The 15,909-nt window shown below is 65.6% G+C and carries 14 protein-coding genes; 8 read left to right on the forward strand and 6 right to left on the reverse strand.

Annotated features, from left to right (window positions below):
• Positions 1–21: 21 nt before the first annotated feature.
• Positions 22–927 (reverse strand): LysR family transcriptional regulator, encoded by a 906-nt coding sequence (locus tag ACVMDN_RS16705; protein ID WP_076828905.1) that lies wholly within the window; start codon positions 925–927, stop codon positions 22–24.
• Positions 928–1,117: 190 nt separating this feature from the next.
• Here ACVMDN_RS16705 and ACVMDN_RS16710 point away from each other — a divergent pair, with 190 nt between their 5' ends.
• The 5 genes from ACVMDN_RS16710 to ACVMDN_RS16730 are packed head-to-tail and all read left to right on the forward strand — an operon-like array spanning position 1,118 to position 5,565.
• The gene (locus tag ACVMDN_RS16710; protein ID WP_038386315.1) at positions 1,118–1,894 is read left to right on the forward strand and encodes an amino acid ABC transporter ATP-binding protein; all 777 of its coding nucleotides are present in this window, start codon (positions 1,118–1,120) and stop codon (positions 1,892–1,894) included.
• A gap of 27 nt (positions 1,895–1,921) precedes the next feature.
• Positions 1,922–2,716, forward strand: a complete 795-nt coding sequence (locus tag ACVMDN_RS16715) for an ABC transporter substrate-binding protein (protein WP_141341311.1) — start codon at positions 1,922–1,924, stop codon at positions 2,714–2,716.
• Positions 2,717–2,724: 8 nt separating this feature from the next.
• Positions 2,725–3,390, forward strand: a complete 666-nt coding sequence (locus tag ACVMDN_RS16720) for an amino acid ABC transporter permease (RefSeq protein WP_141341309.1) — start codon at positions 2,725–2,727, stop codon at positions 3,388–3,390.
• Positions 3,377–4,633 carry a M20/M25/M40 family metallo-hydrolase gene (locus ACVMDN_RS16725; RefSeq protein ID WP_057018706.1) on the forward strand — a complete coding sequence of 419 codons (1,257 nt, stop codon included), beginning with the start codon at positions 3,377–3,379 and terminating at the stop codon, positions 4,631–4,633. Before ACVMDN_RS16720 ends, ACVMDN_RS16725 begins: the two co-directional genes overlap by 14 nt.
• Positions 4,630–5,565 (forward strand): arginase family protein, encoded by a 936-nt coding sequence (locus tag ACVMDN_RS16730; protein WP_018271602.1) that lies wholly within the window; start codon positions 4,630–4,632, stop codon positions 5,563–5,565. Before ACVMDN_RS16725 ends, ACVMDN_RS16730 begins: the two co-directional genes overlap by 4 nt.
• Positions 5,566–5,628: 63 nt before the next feature.
• On the opposite strand, the gene ACVMDN_RS16735 is transcribed toward ACVMDN_RS16730, so the two are convergent.
• The 3 genes from ACVMDN_RS16735 to ACVMDN_RS16745 form a co-directional block, all read right to left on the reverse strand.
• On the reverse strand, positions 5,629–6,855 hold the full coding sequence (locus tag ACVMDN_RS16735) for a hypothetical protein (RefSeq protein ID WP_057018705.1): 1,227 nt from the start codon (positions 6,853–6,855) through the stop codon (positions 5,629–5,631).
• 107 nt (positions 6,856–6,962) lie between these two features.
• Entirely contained in the window at positions 6,963–8,516 is a 1,554-nt protein-coding gene (locus ACVMDN_RS16740; protein ID WP_141341308.1) for an AMP-binding protein, read from the reverse strand.
• Between the two features lie 29 nt (positions 8,517–8,545).
• Positions 8,546–10,279: an extracellular solute-binding protein gene (locus ACVMDN_RS16745; protein ID WP_246786658.1), complete on the reverse strand. Its 1,734-nt coding sequence runs from the start codon at positions 10,277–10,279 to the stop codon at positions 8,546–8,548.
• A gap of 385 nt (positions 10,280–10,664) precedes the next feature.
• Here ACVMDN_RS16745 and ACVMDN_RS16750 point away from each other — a divergent pair, with 385 nt between their 5' ends.
• Positions 10,665–11,495 carry an invasion associated locus B family protein gene (locus ACVMDN_RS16750; protein ID WP_141341306.1) on the forward strand — a complete coding sequence of 277 codons (831 nt, stop codon included), beginning with the start codon at positions 10,665–10,667 and terminating at the stop codon, positions 11,493–11,495.
• Between the two features lie 339 nt (positions 11,496–11,834).
• Complete coding sequence (locus ACVMDN_RS16755; protein ID WP_200844480.1) at positions 11,835–13,109, forward strand: MFS transporter; 1,275 nt, start codon at positions 11,835–11,837, stop codon at positions 13,107–13,109.
• A gap of 47 nt (positions 13,110–13,156) precedes the next feature.
• Here ACVMDN_RS16755 and hspQ read toward each other — a convergent pair whose 3' ends face one another.
• A complete protein-coding gene (hspQ, locus tag ACVMDN_RS16760; RefSeq protein ID WP_021081543.1) occupies positions 13,157–13,489 on the reverse strand; it encodes a heat shock protein HspQ in 333 nt (110 codons plus the stop codon).
• A gap of 121 nt (positions 13,490–13,610) precedes the next feature.
• Between hspQ and ACVMDN_RS16765 the strand changes: the two genes are divergently transcribed.
• Positions 13,611–14,564 carry an AEC family transporter gene (locus tag ACVMDN_RS16765; protein ID WP_057018703.1) on the forward strand — a complete coding sequence of 318 codons (954 nt, stop codon included), beginning with the start codon at positions 13,611–13,613 and terminating at the stop codon, positions 14,562–14,564.
• A 70-nt stretch (positions 14,565–14,634) separates the two neighbouring features.
• Here ACVMDN_RS16765 and ACVMDN_RS16770 read toward each other — a convergent pair whose 3' ends face one another.
• A complete protein-coding gene (locus ACVMDN_RS16770; RefSeq protein WP_141341304.1) occupies positions 14,635–15,819 on the reverse strand; it encodes a UbiH/UbiF family hydroxylase in 1,185 nt (394 codons plus the stop codon).
• Positions 15,820–15,909 lie beyond the last annotated feature (90 nt).

The raw sequence follows: 15,909 nt of genomic DNA on the forward strand, positions 1-15,909 counted from the left end.
CGGTCCGACGCAGGCCTCGGCTCAGGATCGGATCAAATAGGGCGCAACGTGGTCGTCGAGCAGTTTCAGGAACTGCTCGGCGAGAACGCTGAGTTCGCCGATCGTCGGCTTCAGGACTCCGACCTCGTAGTGGATCGCCGGCGCGAAGGGGCGGACGACAAGCTTGCTCGCTCCGCTGGTTCGCCTGAGCGTTTCGGACGCGCTGAGCGCGTCGACGAGGCAGACACCCGCGCCATCGATGACGAGGTTGAGCGCGACGGCAAAGAATTCACACTCGATCGCCGGATGAAACGGCGTACCGCTGGCTTCGAAGGCGCGAGATACCGCGGCATAGGTCGATCGGCTCTGCGAGGTAATGATCAGATCATGTCGCTCGAGAAGATCGGGAGTGACGACTTTCCGGTCAGCCAGTGCATGCGTTGCAGGCATCACGCAGTCCAGGGACATTCGGTAGCGCCGCAATACGACATTGGTGCGGTCGAACGGCGGCTCGGCGACTCCGAAGTCGAATGCACGTGCCGACACCAGGCTCCGGACATTCTCGGAGCTTCGGGTCAGGAGCCTGATCGTTGTTGACGGGCGCTCGCGCTGGAAGCGGCTGACGACGCCTGGAAGCCAGACTATCCCAGGTCCCGGACTCGCGATCGTCAGAACGCCGCGCTTGCCTGCGGAGATTCCGGCAGCGGCGTCCTCCAGTTCGGCAAACCCGGCGAGCGCCCGGATCGCTTCATTGTGCAACAGATGCGCCTCCGGCGTAGGCACGATATGGCGGCTCTCCCGGCGAAACAGCGCAAACCCGACATCTGCCTCCAGCCGTTTCAAGGCCGCACTCACAGCCGGCTGCGATACCCCGAGTGCACGCGCGGCCTCGGTTGCCGATCGATGCTGCATAACAGCATGAAAAATCTCAACAAGACGCCGATCCATAACCAATATCTATATATCGTTTCGATGTCGCTCGTGGTATGAGCATGAAGGGAAACGCCAATAATACAAGGAATTTTCGCACACCACGCCGGCGAAATTCCAGATAATGTTACCGCAATCTGAGCGTGACGAGCATTGGCATTATATTTGCTTATGTTTCGAGATGAAGTCGTCTGGAGGGTCTGCGGGGATGAACACAAGCCACGCATCGTGCGCCGCGTCGGTCCTGGCCGCCGAAGCGGTGGTCAAACGCTTCGGCGCCCACACCGTTCTGAACGGCGTGGATCTTGCGCTGGGCACCGGGCAGTCGACCTGCATCATCGGTCCAAGCGGCTCAGGCAAGACGACCCTTCTGCGATGCATGGCGCTGCTGGAGGCTCCTTCCGACGGGCGCGTCGTGATGGAGGGGGCGACGGTCTCGCAGGCCCGGCCATCGTCCGATGTGCGGCTCGCTGCCCGCAAGGTGCGGCCGGAAATCGGAATGGTGTTCCAGCAGTTCAATCTGTGGCCGCACATGACGGTGCTGGGAAACATCATCGAGGCCCCGATGCGCGTGCGCGGGGTCAGCCGGGATGAGGCGGTCGTCACGGCCGAACGGCTGCTTCAGAAGGTCGGCATGGAGGCGAAGCGCGATGCCTATCCGGCCAGGCTGTCCGGAGGCCAGCAACAACGCGTCGCGATCGCCCGGGCGCTTGCCATGCAGCCGAAGATACTCCTGTTCGACGAGCCGACGTCGGCTCTCGATCCCGAACTTCGCCGCGAGGTGCTGCAGGTCATGCGCACGCTCGCGCTCGAAGGCATGACGATGCTCGTGGTGACGCACGAGATGGGCTTCGCCCGCCGCGTGGCGAGCCATGTCGTGTTCATGGACGAGGGGATGATCGTTGAGCACGGCACGCCGGCCGCCTTTTTCGAACGGCCGACAACCGAGCGCGCCAAGCGCTTTCTCAATCAGTTTGACGAGTGATCACTGCACGACAGGAGATTGAAGCTCATGCCAAATCTGCGCCGACTTGCCTTCGTTTGCGCGCTCTTTCTCTCGATGACGCCGGCGGCTGCCCAGCAGACGCAGTCGCGCCTCTACGAGATCACCAAGAGCGGGGTACTCAGGGTCTGCATCTGGCCGATGTACTATTCAATTTCGTTCCGCAATCCAGATAGCGGACAGCTCGAGGGGATCGACATCGATCTCTCCAAGGAACTCGCCAAGGACATGGGCGTGAAGCTGGACTATGTGGAGACCAGCTTTGGCAGTTTCATCGCCGACCTGCAGGCCAACAAATGCGATCTCGGCATGTTCGGCGTCGGGGCGACGATGAAGCGTGCGCAGGCCGTCGCGTTCTCGGACCCGTATCTGACGAGCGGCGTCTATGCCGTTGTGCGCAAAGGCGGCCCGATCACATCCTGGGCGGATATCGACAAGCCGGGCGTCAACGCCGGCGTCTCGCTCGGCAGCTATGTCGAGAACTTCATGCGGTCCTACTTCAAGAACGCCAAGACCGTCGCGGTCGCACCTCCCGCCACGACCCAGGCTGAGCTGATGGCGCAACGCGTCGACGTCGTCATGACCGATTATCCGGCCTCGATCAAAATGAATGCCCAGTTCGACTGGACTACGACGGTGGCGCCGCCGGAAAACCTGTCCGTGACGCCTTACGCGTACGTCATGAACCAGGGTGACCAGATCTGGCTGAACTACGTGAACCTGTTCGTACGCACCATCAAGCTCGACGGCCGGCTCAAGGCCGCCGCCGAGAAGAACAAGCTCGGACCGATCGTCGCGCCCTGAGACATCAGATGCAAAGCTACAGCTTTCGCTGGGACGTCATCCCGAACAATCTGGGCTTTCTTGCCTCCGGCATGGAAATGACCCTTTTCATTTCAATTGTCACGCTCGTGGTGGCGACCCTGTTGGGGCTCGTCATCGCGATCATGCAGATGTCCCGCTTCTGCATCGCGCGCATCATCGCGCTTTCGGTCGGCGAAATCGTCCGCAATACGCCAATCCTCGTGCAGCTGCTATGGGTCTATTACGTGCTGCCGATCGTCTTCAATGTGAGGATCGATGCGCTGGCCGCGTCGATCCTCGGTCTCTCGCTCTATTCGGCGGTGTTCATCTCCGAGGTCTTCAGGGCGGGCATCCAGACCGTTCCGGTCGGGCACCGCGAGGCGGCGCAGGTGCTCGGCCTGACGCCCGCGCAGAGCTTTGTGCGGATCGTTGGCCCGCAGGCGATTCGCAGCGTGCTGCCGCCGCTGGCCGCCAATTTCGTCCAGCTCATCAAATATTCCTCGCTTGCGTCCGTGGTGTCGGTCGGCGAGGTCACGCGGCGCGGCATGGAGTTGTCGTCGTCAACGTTCAGGCCGCTGGAAATATTCACCTTCATCGCGGTGGTGTATTTCGCGATCTGCTGGCCGCTCACCCACTCAATCCGCATATGGGAAGCGCGCCTTGCACAACGTTGATCGAGTTCGCCGCGCGGTTTCGAGCGATCGGACCAGCCAGGTCGTCGAGCTGGCGATGCGGCTGATCGGAGTGGCGTCGCCAAATCCGGACGGCGACACACGCGCCGTCGCGGCGCTGGCGGCCGATCTCCTCAGGGCGCATGTGCCGGGCGTTGCGGTTGAGCTGCATCCGGGGACAGCCGAGATCGTCAACGTCGTCGCGCGGATCAAAGGCCATGCCCCCGGCCGCCGCATCGTGTTCAACGGCCATCTCGACACCTATCCGTTGGGGGAGCGGATGAGTTGGTCGGTCAATCCCGACGGAGAGGTCGTGGGCGGCCGCCTTTACGGCCGCGGCGCGGCTGACATGAAGGGCGGCATTGCGGCATCAATGGCCGCGATGGCCGCACTGGCCGAGCAGCGCGAGGCATGGGCGGGAGAGGTGGTGCTGACGCTCGCCGGCGACGAGGAAAGCATGGGTCCGTATGGCACCAAATACCTGCTCGACCAGGTCTCCCATGCCAGCGGAGACGCCGTGATCATTGGCGACGCCGGTTCGCCGATGGTGCTGCGCTTCGGCGAGAAGGGATTCCTCTGGATCGAGATCGAGGCGGAGGGCTACGCGGCGCACGGCGCGCATGTCCATCTCGGCATCAATGCGATCGATCGCTTGCGCGAAGCGCTGGACAGAGTGAGTAAGCTGCGCAGCCTGGCGGTTGTGATGCCGGTCAATGTGGCGGATGCCATCCGCCGCGCAAGGCCTGTCTCCGAACCGTTGTGCGGCGCCGGCGAAGCCGACGTCCTGTCGAGCGTCACAGTCAACATCGGAACGGTGAGTGGCGGTTCGTCACCGAACCTGGTGCCGAGCCAGGCGCGAGCGGCCATCGACCTGCGTCTGCCGGTCGGCGTCACGTCGGAAGCTGTTTTAGCGCTGTTGCGAGAGGTGCTCGATCTGCCCGGGATCACATGGCGCGTGTTGCGCTGTTTCGAACCCAATCACACCGGCCCCGGTGACGAGATCGTCACGCGCTGCGCAACTGCGGCGACGGACATCATCGGCAGGGCGCCGGCGATCAACATGCGCGTCGGCGGCTCCGATGCGCGCTGGTTTCGCATGTCCGGAATCCCGACGGTCGTCTATGGACCGACACCTCACAACATGGGCGCGCCGGACGAGTACGCTGACATCGCCGAACTGGCGACGGTGTCGCGCGTGCACGCGCTGACCGCCTTCGACATGCTAACAAGAGAGAACAGAGAATGAGCGACGTGGCGGGTTTCGTGGGTCCGGAAACATTCATGGGATTGCCGGCGGGGTTACCGCGGCCGGGCAGCCGCGCTGCCGTGCTCGGCGTGCCGTTCGATTGCGGCACGCATCCGTTCCGCGTCGGCGCCCGGCAAGGTCCCCTGGAGGTCCGGCGGGAGTCGCGGCTCATTCGCCGCTATCATCCGTCGCTCGCCGACGTCGATGTGCTGTCATTGCTGGGTGCAGTCGATGCCGGCGATGTTGCCTTGGTGCCGGGACGCATCGAAGACGCCTTTGTCAAGATCGAGGCTGCCGCTGGCCGGATTCTCGAGCTTGGCGCGGTGCCGGTCGGGATCGGCGGCGACGGTTCGGTCTCGCTTCCGCTGATGCGCGCCGCCGCCCGGTATCACAAGGATCTCGTCGCACTGCATATCGACAGCCATACCGATGCATATCCGTATACGCCGGACGATCGGTACAATGCGGCCACGCAGTTCACCAACGCGGCGCAGGAAGGCGTGGTGAACGCCGGCCGATCCTGGCACATCGGCGTGCGCGGTTTCACCTATTGCCCGGGTGTGCTCGAACATACGCGGTCGCTCGGATTTCGCGTCGTCACGATCGAGGAGCTGATGCGGCGCGGTTTCGCGCAGACCGTCGCGGAATTCAGCCAGGTCGTCGGCGCGCGGCCGGTCTATCTGTGCTGGGACATGGATGTGTTCGATCCATCGGTTGCTCCCGGCGTCTGCACGCCCGCCTGGGGAGGCCTGTCGGCCCGCGAGGGGATCGAATTGCTGCGCAGCCTTTCAGGCTTGAATATCGTCGCGATGGATTTCAACACGGTCAGCCCGCCACAGGACGTTCAGGGGATGGCCGCCCAGCTCTGCGCCCATATGATCATGGAGGCTCTCGTGCTGCTTGCCGCGGGCATGGGGCTGTTGCCGGACTGAAATCGCAGCGGCTTGATCGGTCATGCTACGCCGGCGATGACCGTGCCCTAAAATCCGCGGGCCTTACGACGCCGCGCGCTCCGGCGCTCCGAACAGCCGCCCCAGCAGCGAGAGTGCGGAATCGCCCGGCATCAGCGTTGCGACGCTGACGGCGGGCTCGGCGCGGGCGTCGCGGCGGCCGTTCTGGGTGTGGCGCATGACGCTCGCCAATCGCCGCGTGATCGCCTGCGCGTTGCGCAGGTCGGTGCCAGCGAATGCCACGACCAGCGAGCGCTCGTCATGCACGGCACCGAAATCGGCTCGGCGCATCAGCCGGCTGATGATCCGCGCGCCGTCGAACTGCGCGCGCGGCTGCGTGTTGTCGAAGGTGAAGCGTGCCACCGAGAGCGCGCCGCCGCGCTCGGCGGTCTGGTAGACCGCGGTCGCGAAGTCGCGCTCGAACGCGGCCTTGGTGAGCAGGCCGGTGCGGGCATCGATCAGGCCCTTGGCGTCGATCGCCTTCAGCATGCGGCCGAGCCGCGCCTCGAAGGCGTGCTGGCGGATCATCGGCAGCGCCATGTCGGCGATGCGGGTCGGCCCGGCCGTGACGATCTCGAGATTGGGCAGCTCGTATCGCGGCGTCAGCTCGCCCGAGGCGACGATCACCGGCAACGGGCGGAAGCGGACATCCTCGGTCAGCACGGTCAGGAACGCATCCATCACCCGCGGCGTGAAGCCTTCCGCCAGCACGATGCCGTCGATGTCGCGGCTCGAGAGATGCTTGGCGGCGGCCTCGATGCTCAGTGCGCCGACCACACCGGCGCGTTCGCCGAGCGCGACCGACAGCGTCGGGTAGGCGCCGCCGCGGCCGATCAACAGCGCGGTGGCCTCTCCGATCGGATCGATGTCAGACAGGGCGATCGGTGCCGGCGGCACCAGGCGGCGCATCACGGTAGAATGCAGCGCGCGAACGCGTAAGGACGCGTTGAGCCGGGCGACCAGCCGATCCGGCAGACCCTTGCTCTGGAAGAATGCGATCACGGTGTCGGGCAGGGTGGTCGCGGGATCGACCGCGATCAGCGGCAGATACGGCGCACGGGCGGCGGCGCGCTTGGCGAGGCCCGACAGGGTGACGAAGTCGACCCCCTCGGCGGCCGCGATGATCGCGGCCGGCTTGACCTGCTCGATGGCCCGTCCGACCTCGTTCCAGTCGGTGACCACGACCGGGAAGAGTTTCGTCTCATCGAGGGCTGCGGCAAACGACGGCTTTGTCGACGCCGATACGATGAGGACCGGACCTTGCTGGGACATTCGAACGCTCGAAAACCAATGCTTAAGATCAGCAACGGCTGCGATGCTAGTTCGCATGGCTTAATGCGGCGTCAACACAATGATAAGACTAACACAATGATAAGATTTTAACTCAACCCGGCGCCGCCACGGTCGCGAAATGCTTCGACCATCAAAGGGTTAAGCCCAAGTTCTGTGAGAGCGTCGCGGGCGCGCGCATTGTCCTGTGCCCGTCCGGCCAGCCGGTGGCCGCTGAGACGGTCCGGCAATGCGGTGAGCAGCGCGCCCTGGCCGAGGCGGCGCGACCATTCCTGCAGCTCCTGGGCGAGGAAGCGGTAGCCGCCGACCGTCATCACCCCCGACGGCGGCGCGGTGATGTTGACGGCCCCGGTTGCGCGATCGACCCGCGCGGCATATTCGGTGTCGACGAAATCGCGCGGCGGCGGCGCGATCAGGCTGTCGCCGGGCGGAGGCGGCGGCGCATAGGCGGCGACCGGCACCATCGGGCCGCGCAGGCCGAGCGTGCCCTTCGGCGTCAGCAGGATCTCGCCGGCGACCGATGCGCCGGGCGCTTCGCGCGGCGCACTGTGCGGCCCCGGCTTGATCACGGCCGGCGATCCGTCCTCGGCGGTGCGGCGGGCGCCGAACAGCCCGGCCTCGCCGAACAGATAGACGTCGGTCATGGTCACCCGCCGCGAGCTCCAGTGCGCGCTGGAGGCAACCTGCTCGGGCGTACGCCAGAGGCCAATCACGGTGCGCAGGCTGGGCAGGCGCTCCGACAGGCCGCGCTCGTCGAGCCGCAGTACGAGCTGCGCCGGCGCGATCAGCGTGTTGCAGGTGTGATCGTTGAACTGGGTCTCGAACGCTTCCTCGTCGAACGGGTGGTGCAGCACCAGCGTTCCGCCCGACAGCAGCCAGGTCACCAGCGACGCGCAGATGCCGGCGAACGACATCGGCGCGAATGCCGACATGATGGTGGCGCCTTGCGGCAGATCGCTCTCCAGCGACATCGCGAGCCCGCCGGCTATCAGGCCGAAATGCGCCCGCGGCACCGGACGAAGACCTTCGCTGGTGACGTCGAAGGAGATCAGCGCCGGCTTGCGGCCGTCCTGGATCATCGGGCGCGAGGCCCGGGAGTCCTCCAGGATCGCCTGGTCGAGCGACGCCATGCCTTCGGGCAGATCGGTCCCGAAGCCGCAGACATGGCGGATCGAGAACGCTTCGGCCGCGGCGTTCATGGCGATGTCGGCATAGGAGACGCCGTCGATCCGGCCGCAGCTGACGATCGCCCGCGCCGCGGTGCGGTTGAGCACGGACGTCAGCTCGGCCTGCCGCCACAGCAGCGGCAGCGGCACCACCACCAGGCCGACCCGATGCGCGGCAAGGACGGTCAAGGCGAATTCGACCGTGCCGGGCAGCTGCACGGCGATCACCGTGTTGGCCGGCAATCCGCTCTGCACGAAGTGGGCGGCGATCGCCGAGATCGCGCGGTCGGCCTGGGCATAGGTCAGGCGCTTGCGGGTCTGTCCGGTGATGCGCTGCTTGTTGAGCGGGTCGACCAGCGCCAGCGCCTCGGGTTGCCGCGCCAAAATGCGCTTGAACAAGGTATCGAGCGTTGGCGAGGTGATCGACTGGTTCACAGGTTCAACGTCGGTTGCATCGCTTCGATCGGACCAGGTCATGCCGCATCGGGTCGCAAATCACTTGGAAATCACTTGGACTGCGCGGCGGGCTTCTGCCACCAGGTTTCCGGCAGGTAGCCCGTCAACGCCGTGGTCGAAGGCCGTTCTATCCGATTCCAGCGCGCGATCCATTGCTCTCCCAAGTTAAATAGGGGGATAGCGTAGAAGCCCGACATCAGGGCCCGGTCCAGCGCCCGCACCGCCGAGACGAAGGCCGGCCGCTCGCGCGCCGCGAGCAGCGCCGCGATCATGGCGTCGATGGCGGGATCCTTGGCGCCCATGTAATTCCTTGTGCCCGGCACATCGGCGGCCTGGCTGCTCCAGTAGAACCACTGCTCGTTGCCCGGCGACAGCGACTGGTCCCAGCGGATGGGGATCATGTCGAAGTCATAGCCGACCCGGCGCTGCTCGAACTGCACCGCGTCGACCACCCGCACCGCGGCTTCGATGCCGGCCCGCTTCAGGTCGCGCTGATAGGCGAGGGCGATCCGCTCATGCTCGCGCGTCGTCACCAGGATCTCGATGCGCAGCGGCGTCCCTGTCGAGCGCTGCTTCAAGACCGTGCCGTCGAGCGCGTAGCCCGCCTCGGCGAGCAGCGCGAGCGCAGTGCGCAGGAGGCCGCGGTCGCGCCCCGACCCGTCGGTGACCGGCAGACGATAGCGGCCGTCGAGGATATCGGGCTGGATGTGCGACAGATATGGCTTGAGCAGCTCGAGCTCGCGATCGTCGGCGGGGCGGCCATAGGCGGACAGATCCGATCCGGCGAAAAAACCGCCGGCGCGTGAGAACAGTCCGAAATAATAGTTGCGGTTGACCCATTCGAAATCGAACAGCATCGCCAGTGCCTGACGCACCCGCAGGTCGGCGAATTTCGGCCGCCGGCTGTTGAAAACCAGGAATTCGGACGGCCGCGGCGTGCCGATCTTGATGGTGTCGCGGATCACCTCGCCGTTGCGCGCCGCCGGGAAGTCATAGCCGTCGTGCCAGCGCAACGGCTCGGTCTCGGTCCGGAAATCATACAGGCCGCGCTTGAAGGCCTCGAACATGCCGTTGGCCTCGCGGTAGTAATCGAGCCTGATCTCGTCGAAGTTCCAGAGGCCGCGGTTGATGGGCAGGTCGCGGCCCCAATAATTGGGGTCGCGCGTGAAGGTGACGCTGGCGCCGGGCTTGACCGCCGTCACGCGGTAGGGGCCGGACCCGATCGGTGGGGCCAAGGTGGTTTCCTCGAATTTTTCGGGGTCGATGGCGTGCCGCGGCAGGATCGGCATCAGGCCGAGGATCAGCGGCAATTCGTGGTCCGCCACGCCGCCGAAATCGAACCGGACCGTGAGCGAGTCGAGCGCCTCGGCCTTTGCGACTTTCGAATAATACTGGCGGTGCATCGGACGGCCATGGTCGCGCAGCAGCGCCAGCGAGAACAGCACGTCGTCGGCCAGTACCGGCCGGCCATCCGAGAAGCGGGCGCGTGGATCGATGTGGAATGTCACATAGCTTCTGGCGTCGTCGGTCTCGACGCTGCGCGCGAGCAGGCCGTACAGCGTGAACGGCTCGTTATTGCCCCGCGCCATCAGGCTTTCGTAGACATAACCGCGCTCATAGCCGTAGCCCCTGACCTGCTGCACGGCGATGCCCCTGATGATCAGGGGATTGAGGCTGTCGAAGGTGCCGATCACGCCCTGGACCAGGCGGCCGCCCTTGGGAGCGTCGGGATTGGCATAGGGCAGGTGGGTAAAGTCGGGTGGCAGCGCGGGGGCACCATGCATCGCGATGGCGTGGCTCTCGGCGGCGGCCGCAGGGACCAGCCCGCTCGTCAGGACTCCCAAGCCCAGGAATCCCAACACCAGCCAGATGGCGGCCCATGCGGCGCGCCAAGTGTGCCCGGGAACACGTGCGTGAGGCGCCGGATTTGATTCGCGAAACGTCACGTCCGGAGGTTTATCACAGGCCGCTGAAACTCGCCGCGAGATGGGCGCAAATCCGCTTGTCGGCATTGATCTTTCCGCGCGCCGCTGTATTGAAGGCGTGCAATTCGAAGGCGGGAACGCCTGTCACGTATCCGCCTCAATTGACTAGGAGACAGCCGCCCAAACGGCTATGTGTCGGCGCCTGCAGCGGTTTCGGGCTTCCGTTCAGAAAGGGTTTTCCGCAATGAATTTCCGTATCTTGGCCGCCCCGGTCCGGCCGCATGGGCGAATTGTTGCCCTGATGGCGGCGACGGCATTCTCTGCAGCGCTCCTGGTTCCTGCCGCTCGGGCCCAGCAGCCGGCAGCGCCGGCGCCTGCGGCACCGAAGGCTGCGCCCAAGGCGGCACCCAAGGCAGCTCCGAAGGCTCCGGCAGCCCAGGCGCCCGCCCAAGCACCGGCCGCCGGCCAGCCGCCCAATGCGGCCGCCCAGCCGCCGGCGCAGGATCAGCAGATCCAGCTGATCTACGCCCCCTGGACCAAGTTCTGCCTGAAGGGCCAGGAAGCCAACGCCAAGCAGGTCTGCTTCACCGGCAAGGACGGCCGCATCGAGTCCGGCCAGCCGGTGATCGCCGCCGTGATCATCGAGCCGGAAGGCGAGCCGAAGAAGATCCTGCGCGTCACGCTGCCGCTCGGCATGCAGCTCGTGCACGGCACCCGCATCATCGTCGACGGCAACCCGCCGCAGCAGGCGCCCTATGTGATCTGCTTCCAGAACGGCTGCATGTCCGACTATGAAGCAACGCCCGAGCTGATCGCCAACATGAAGAAGGGCCAGAACCTCGTGGTCCAGGCGATCAATTCCAACGGCGCGCCGCTGACGCTGCCGCTGCCGCTCAACACCGAATTCGCCAAGGCCTATGACGGCCCGCCGACCGATCCGAAGGTGTTCGAGGAAAACTCGAAGAAGCTGCAGGAAGAGTTGCAGAAGCGCGCCGAAGAGCAGCGCAAGAAGCTGGAAGGCGCCGGCGGTGGCTCTGCGCAGGCTCCGGCGCCGGCCAACCCGGCGGCCAAGTAAGCACTTCAATCACGCGTTCGAGAAAACGCGAGATCATCGCGATTAAAAGGCGCCCGGAAGGGCGCCTTTTTTGTCATGCGAAACAGACTGGCTGCTGGCAGCCTGCTGCGCTGGTGATTGCGCAGATCGTGTGCGATGGTCGTCGAAGGGTGCTTCGATTGCGTCGCGCGATGAGCGCGCATCGTTGGTGCCTTGTCCGGACCAATCCGGCGTCGAAGCACAATCATAAATCCGATACGGGAGGCCAGACGAAAGCGCGAACGGCGCCTTCGATGCGCGAATGCGCGCGTGGTTCTTCCGCGAATCCTGGCCGCCGCTCGCAGTCATGGAAGTCGCGCAATGTCCCAGCAAGCCGGCACGCAGCGGCGGGAACTGCGCTCCCGGCCTCGGGAGCAGCCGGCCGGCGGTGCTTCGGTCGATGCTGGCGTTCGCGTCAGCCAGGACAACGTCCCCGGAACGTTTCATCCCGGCATCGTCCATCTCGCGCTGGCGATGGGCGGCTTCGCAATCGGCATCGCCGAATTCGCGACCATGAGCCTGTTGCCGTTCTTCGCCCACGACCTGCACGTCAGCGAGCCCCAGGCCGGCCACGCGATCAGCGCCTACGCGCTCGGCGTCGTCGTCGGTGCGCCGGTCATCGCGGTGTTGTCGGCGCGCATGACGCGGCGGACGCTGCTGATCGCGCTGATGGGTTTCTTCGCGCTGATGAACGGCCTTTCGGGGCTCGCACCCGATTATCACGCCATGCTGGCGCTGCGCTTCCTGGCGGGGCTGCCGCACGGCGCCTATTTCGGCATCGCCATGCTGGTCGCGGCCTCGCTGGTCCCGACAGACAAGCGCACGGCGGCTGTCGGCCGCGTGCTGCTGGGGCTCACCATCGCGACCACGATCGGCGTTCCGCTCGCCAACGGGGTCGGGCAGGCGATCGGCTGGCGCTGGGCCTTCGCGATCGTCGCCGGCCTCGCGCTCTTGACCGCGGTCCTGGTCCTGATCTTCGCCCCGCGTGATGCCGCCAACAGCAAGGCGAGCCCACTGCGCGAACTGTCGGCACTCGGGCGCAAGCATGTCTGGCTGACGCTGGCGATCGGCGCCATCGGTTTCGGCGGGCTGTTCTCGGTCTACACCTACCTGGCCTCGACCATGCTGGCGGTGACCCACACCTCGCCCGCGCTGGTGCCGGTCACGCTATGCGTGTTCGGCGCCGGCCTCACCGCCGGCAACATCATCGTGCCGCGCTTCGCCGACCGCGCGCTGATGGCAACCGCGGGCGGGCTCCTGCTGTGGTCGGCGGCGACGCTCGCGCTCTATCCGTTGGCGGCCGGAAATTTCTGGACGCTGACCGCCGACGTGTTCCTGATCGGGCTGGGCGGGGCGCTCGCCACCGTGTTGCAGACCCGCCTGATGGACGTCGCGGGCGAGGCACAGAGCCTCGCCGCGGCGCTCAACCACTCCGCCTTCAACGTCGCCAATGCGCTGGGTCCGTGGCTCGGCGGAATGGCGGTCGCAGCCGGCTATGGCTGGACGTCGACCGGCCTCGTCGGCGCGGGGCTGGCGCTGGCGGGATTTGTTGTCTGGGCGATCGCGGTTGTCTTGGCCAGGCGCGAGGGGGTGTGAGCGTGGCAGCGCGAACGCCGTGGCATTCGCCGGAGCGCCGCCGGACCTCAGTTCAGCGAGGGATTGCGCGGACGGTAGCCGCCCGATTTATCCTTGATGAAGATCTCCGCCACCTGCGAATGCCGGATCGGCTCGCCGGACTCGTCGGGCAAGAGGTTCTGCTCCGAGACATAGGCGACGTACTCGGTCTCCGAGTTTTCCGCGAGCAAATGGTAGAACGGCTGGTCCTTGTGGGGCCGCATGTCCTCGGGGATCGACAGCCACCATTCCTCGGTGTTGTTGAACTCCGGGTCGATATCAAAAATCACGCCCCGGAAGGAGAACACCCGGTGACGGACGATCTGCCCGATCTGAAACTTGGCGGTGCGCGCTTTGATCATGGCTCGTCGATAGACCAACATTGTGGCCGATGCTAGGGGCTAAGGTCCGAATTAACCCGCGCTTTACCGATTCCAGCCCTGCAAAAACGACCCGAAATCCGGCCGAGAAACTACTTTCAGAATGATCGATATCCTCAATCTGGCGTTGCCGTATTTCGGCTTGATCTTCATCGGTTATGCGTGCGGCAAGGCCAAGGATTTGCCAGAGAGCGGGCTCGCCTGGATGAATTTCTTCCTGCTTTACGTTTCGTTGCCGGCGCTGCTGTTCGGGATCATGTCCAAGACGCCGTTTGCGCAGCTGAACAACCCGCCATTTCTGATCGCCACCACGCTCGGAACCGTGCTCGCATTCTTCCTGGCGATGGTCGCGGGCAAGCTGATCGGCGGGCTCACGCTGCGCGAGGCGACGCTGGCCGGCCTGTCGGGCGCCTACGGCAATATCGGCTATATGGGGCCTGGCCTCGCGCTCGCCGTGCTCGGTGCCAAGGCGGCGGCGCCGACGGCGCTGATCTTCTGCTGCGACAGCATCTTCCTGTTCTCGATCGTGCCGCTGCTGATCGAGCTCACCGACCGCGACCATCCCTCGCTGCTGCACGCACTCGGCGTGGTGCTGCGACAGATCGTGCAGAACCCGCTGATCATGTCGGCGGTGTTCGGGGCGCTGGTCGCCGCGTTTCACATCCCGATCCCGGTCGCGCTCGATCGCACCATCCAGTTCCTGGAAAACGCCGCCGCGCCGACAGCGCTGTTCGTGCTCGGCATCACGGTGGCGCTGCGGCCGTTCGAGCGGGTGCCGTGGGAGGTCCCGGGCGTGGTCGCGATCAAGCTTTTGATCCATCCGCTGCTGGCGTTCGGCCTGATGCTGCTGTTCGGCCCGTTCGCGCAGCCTTGGGCCGCGACAGCGGTGCTGATGGCTTCGCTGCCGCCGGCGCTCAATGTGTTCGTGATCGCGCGGCAGAACGACACCTGGATCGAGCCGGCGTCGGTCGCGGTGCTGATCGGCACCTTCGCCTCGGTGGTCACGCTGACCAGCGTGATGTGGTTCATCCAGAGCGGACGGCTGGTGTTTCCCTGATCGGCGCGCTTCTTATTTGACGCATTTTCTTAACGCGAACCGGTACCCACTTCGCTCGAAAACGCTTTGCTCACCGCCGCCACGACGGCGCGAGGCCTTCGCGCATCGCCAGGCGCCGCAACGGGCCGAATGCGCCGAGCAGATGCAGGCCGGCAGCACGCGCCGTCTGCATGCCGAGGAAATCGCTCAGCAGCGACCGGTTGGCGATGTCGATCGCCCAGGTCCGGCTGGCGACATCGGGGCGCCGCGCCGCCTGGTAGCGCGACAGCACATTGGGCGCGCCGGGATCTTCGCCACGACCGATCGCCTGGCCGGTGATCTCGGCGATATCGGCGGCATCGCGCAGTCCCATATTGAGGCCCTGCGCGCCGATCGGCGGCAGCACATGGGCGGATTCCCCGACCAGCGCGATCCGGTCCTTGGCGAATTGCCGCGGCCGCTCGATCGCGAGCGGAAACACGTGACGGCCGCCCTGGACCTCGATGCGGCCGAGGATCGAATGCGATTGCCGCTCGGCGGCGAGCGACAATTCGTCGTCGCCGAGTGCCATCAGCCGCTCGGCCTCCTTGGGCGCCGAGACCCAGACCACGCTGCTTCTGACGCCGCTGAGCGGCACGAACACGCAGGGGCCGTGCTCGGTGTGGAACTCGGTCGAGATGTTGTGGTGCGGCCGGGTGTGGGTGACGTTGAAGGTGAGGGCGGACTGCCCGAGCTCGCGGCTTGTCACCTCGATGCCGGCGGCCTCGCGGGACAATGAATTGCGCCCGTCGGCACCGACCACGAGCCGGGCCTGAAGCGACTGGCCCTGCCGCGTCACCACGGTAACCGCGGCATCGTCCGGCCGCACCGAGGCGGCTTCATCGTCGAACCGCGTCAGCGCGGACATTTCGCCGGCGCGGTCCTCGAGCGCCGCGACCAGCGAGCGGTTGTCGATGTTGAAGCCGAATTGCTCGCGGCCGATCTCATCGGACGAAAAGCGCACCTCGGGCGCACGGATCAGGCGGCCGGTGTCGTCGACGAGGCGCATGGTCTTGAGCGCCGCCGCTCGGTCGCTGCAGCGCCGCCAGACGTCGAGCCGATCCAGGATATCGGTCGAGGCACCGAGCAGCGCGGTGGTCCGGTTGTCGGCATAGGGCGCGCGGCGCGCCAGCAGCGCAGTCCGCGCACCTGCGTCGGCAAGGGCAATCGCAGCCGTTAATCCGGCCGGACCGCCGCCTATTACGATAACGTCATAATCCAGCGAGCTGTCGGTCATATCAGGACATTTGACATGCTTGGCCCGATTTTCAAGCCATCGGTAACCACCAAGAGTCTCCAACGCTTTGCGCGGCGGAACGCCGCAAGA

It is taken from the genome of Bradyrhizobium sp. USDA 4510, from assembly GCF_054059095.1.

Coding starts and splice junctions, on each gene's coding strand:
- ACVMDN_RS16720 (WP_141341309.1), top strand. CDS start 2,725: ATGCAAAGCTACAGCTTTCGCTGGGACGTCATCCCGAACAATCTGGGC.
- ACVMDN_RS16745 (WP_246786658.1), bottom strand. CDS start 10,279: ATGCATGGTGCCCCCGCGCTGCCACCCGACTTTACCCACCTGCCCTAT.
- ACVMDN_RS16765 (WP_057018703.1), top strand. CDS start 13,611: ATGATCGATATCCTCAATCTGGCGTTGCCGTATTTCGGCTTGATCTTC.
- ACVMDN_RS16770 (WP_141341304.1), bottom strand. CDS start 15,819: ATGACCGACAGCTCGCTGGATTATGACGTTATCGTAATAGGCGGCGGT.
- hspQ (WP_021081543.1), bottom strand. CDS start 13,489: ATGATCAAAGCGCGCACCGCCAAGTTTCAGATCGGGCAGATCGTCCGT.
- ACVMDN_RS16730 (WP_018271602.1), top strand. CDS start 4,630: ATGAGCGACGTGGCGGGTTTCGTGGGTCCGGAAACATTCATGGGATTG.
- ACVMDN_RS16735 (WP_057018705.1), bottom strand. CDS start 6,855: ATGTCCCAGCAAGGTCCGGTCCTCATCGTATCGGCGTCGACAAAGCCG.
- ACVMDN_RS16710 (WP_038386315.1), top strand. CDS start 1,118: ATGAACACAAGCCACGCATCGTGCGCCGCGTCGGTCCTGGCCGCCGAA.
- ACVMDN_RS16705 (WP_076828905.1), bottom strand. CDS start 927: ATGGATCGGCGTCTTGTTGAGATTTTTCATGCTGTTATGCAGCATCGA.
- ACVMDN_RS16755 (WP_200844480.1), top strand. CDS start 11,835: ATGTCCCAGCAAGCCGGCACGCAGCGGCGGGAACTGCGCTCCCGGCCT.
- ACVMDN_RS16740 (WP_141341308.1), bottom strand. CDS start 8,516: ATGACCTGGTCCGATCGAAGCGATGCAACCGACGTTGAACCTGTGAAC.
- ACVMDN_RS16750 (WP_141341306.1), top strand. CDS start 10,665: ATGAATTTCCGTATCTTGGCCGCCCCGGTCCGGCCGCATGGGCGAATT.
- ACVMDN_RS16715 (WP_141341311.1), top strand. CDS start 1,922: ATGCCAAATCTGCGCCGACTTGCCTTCGTTTGCGCGCTCTTTCTCTCG.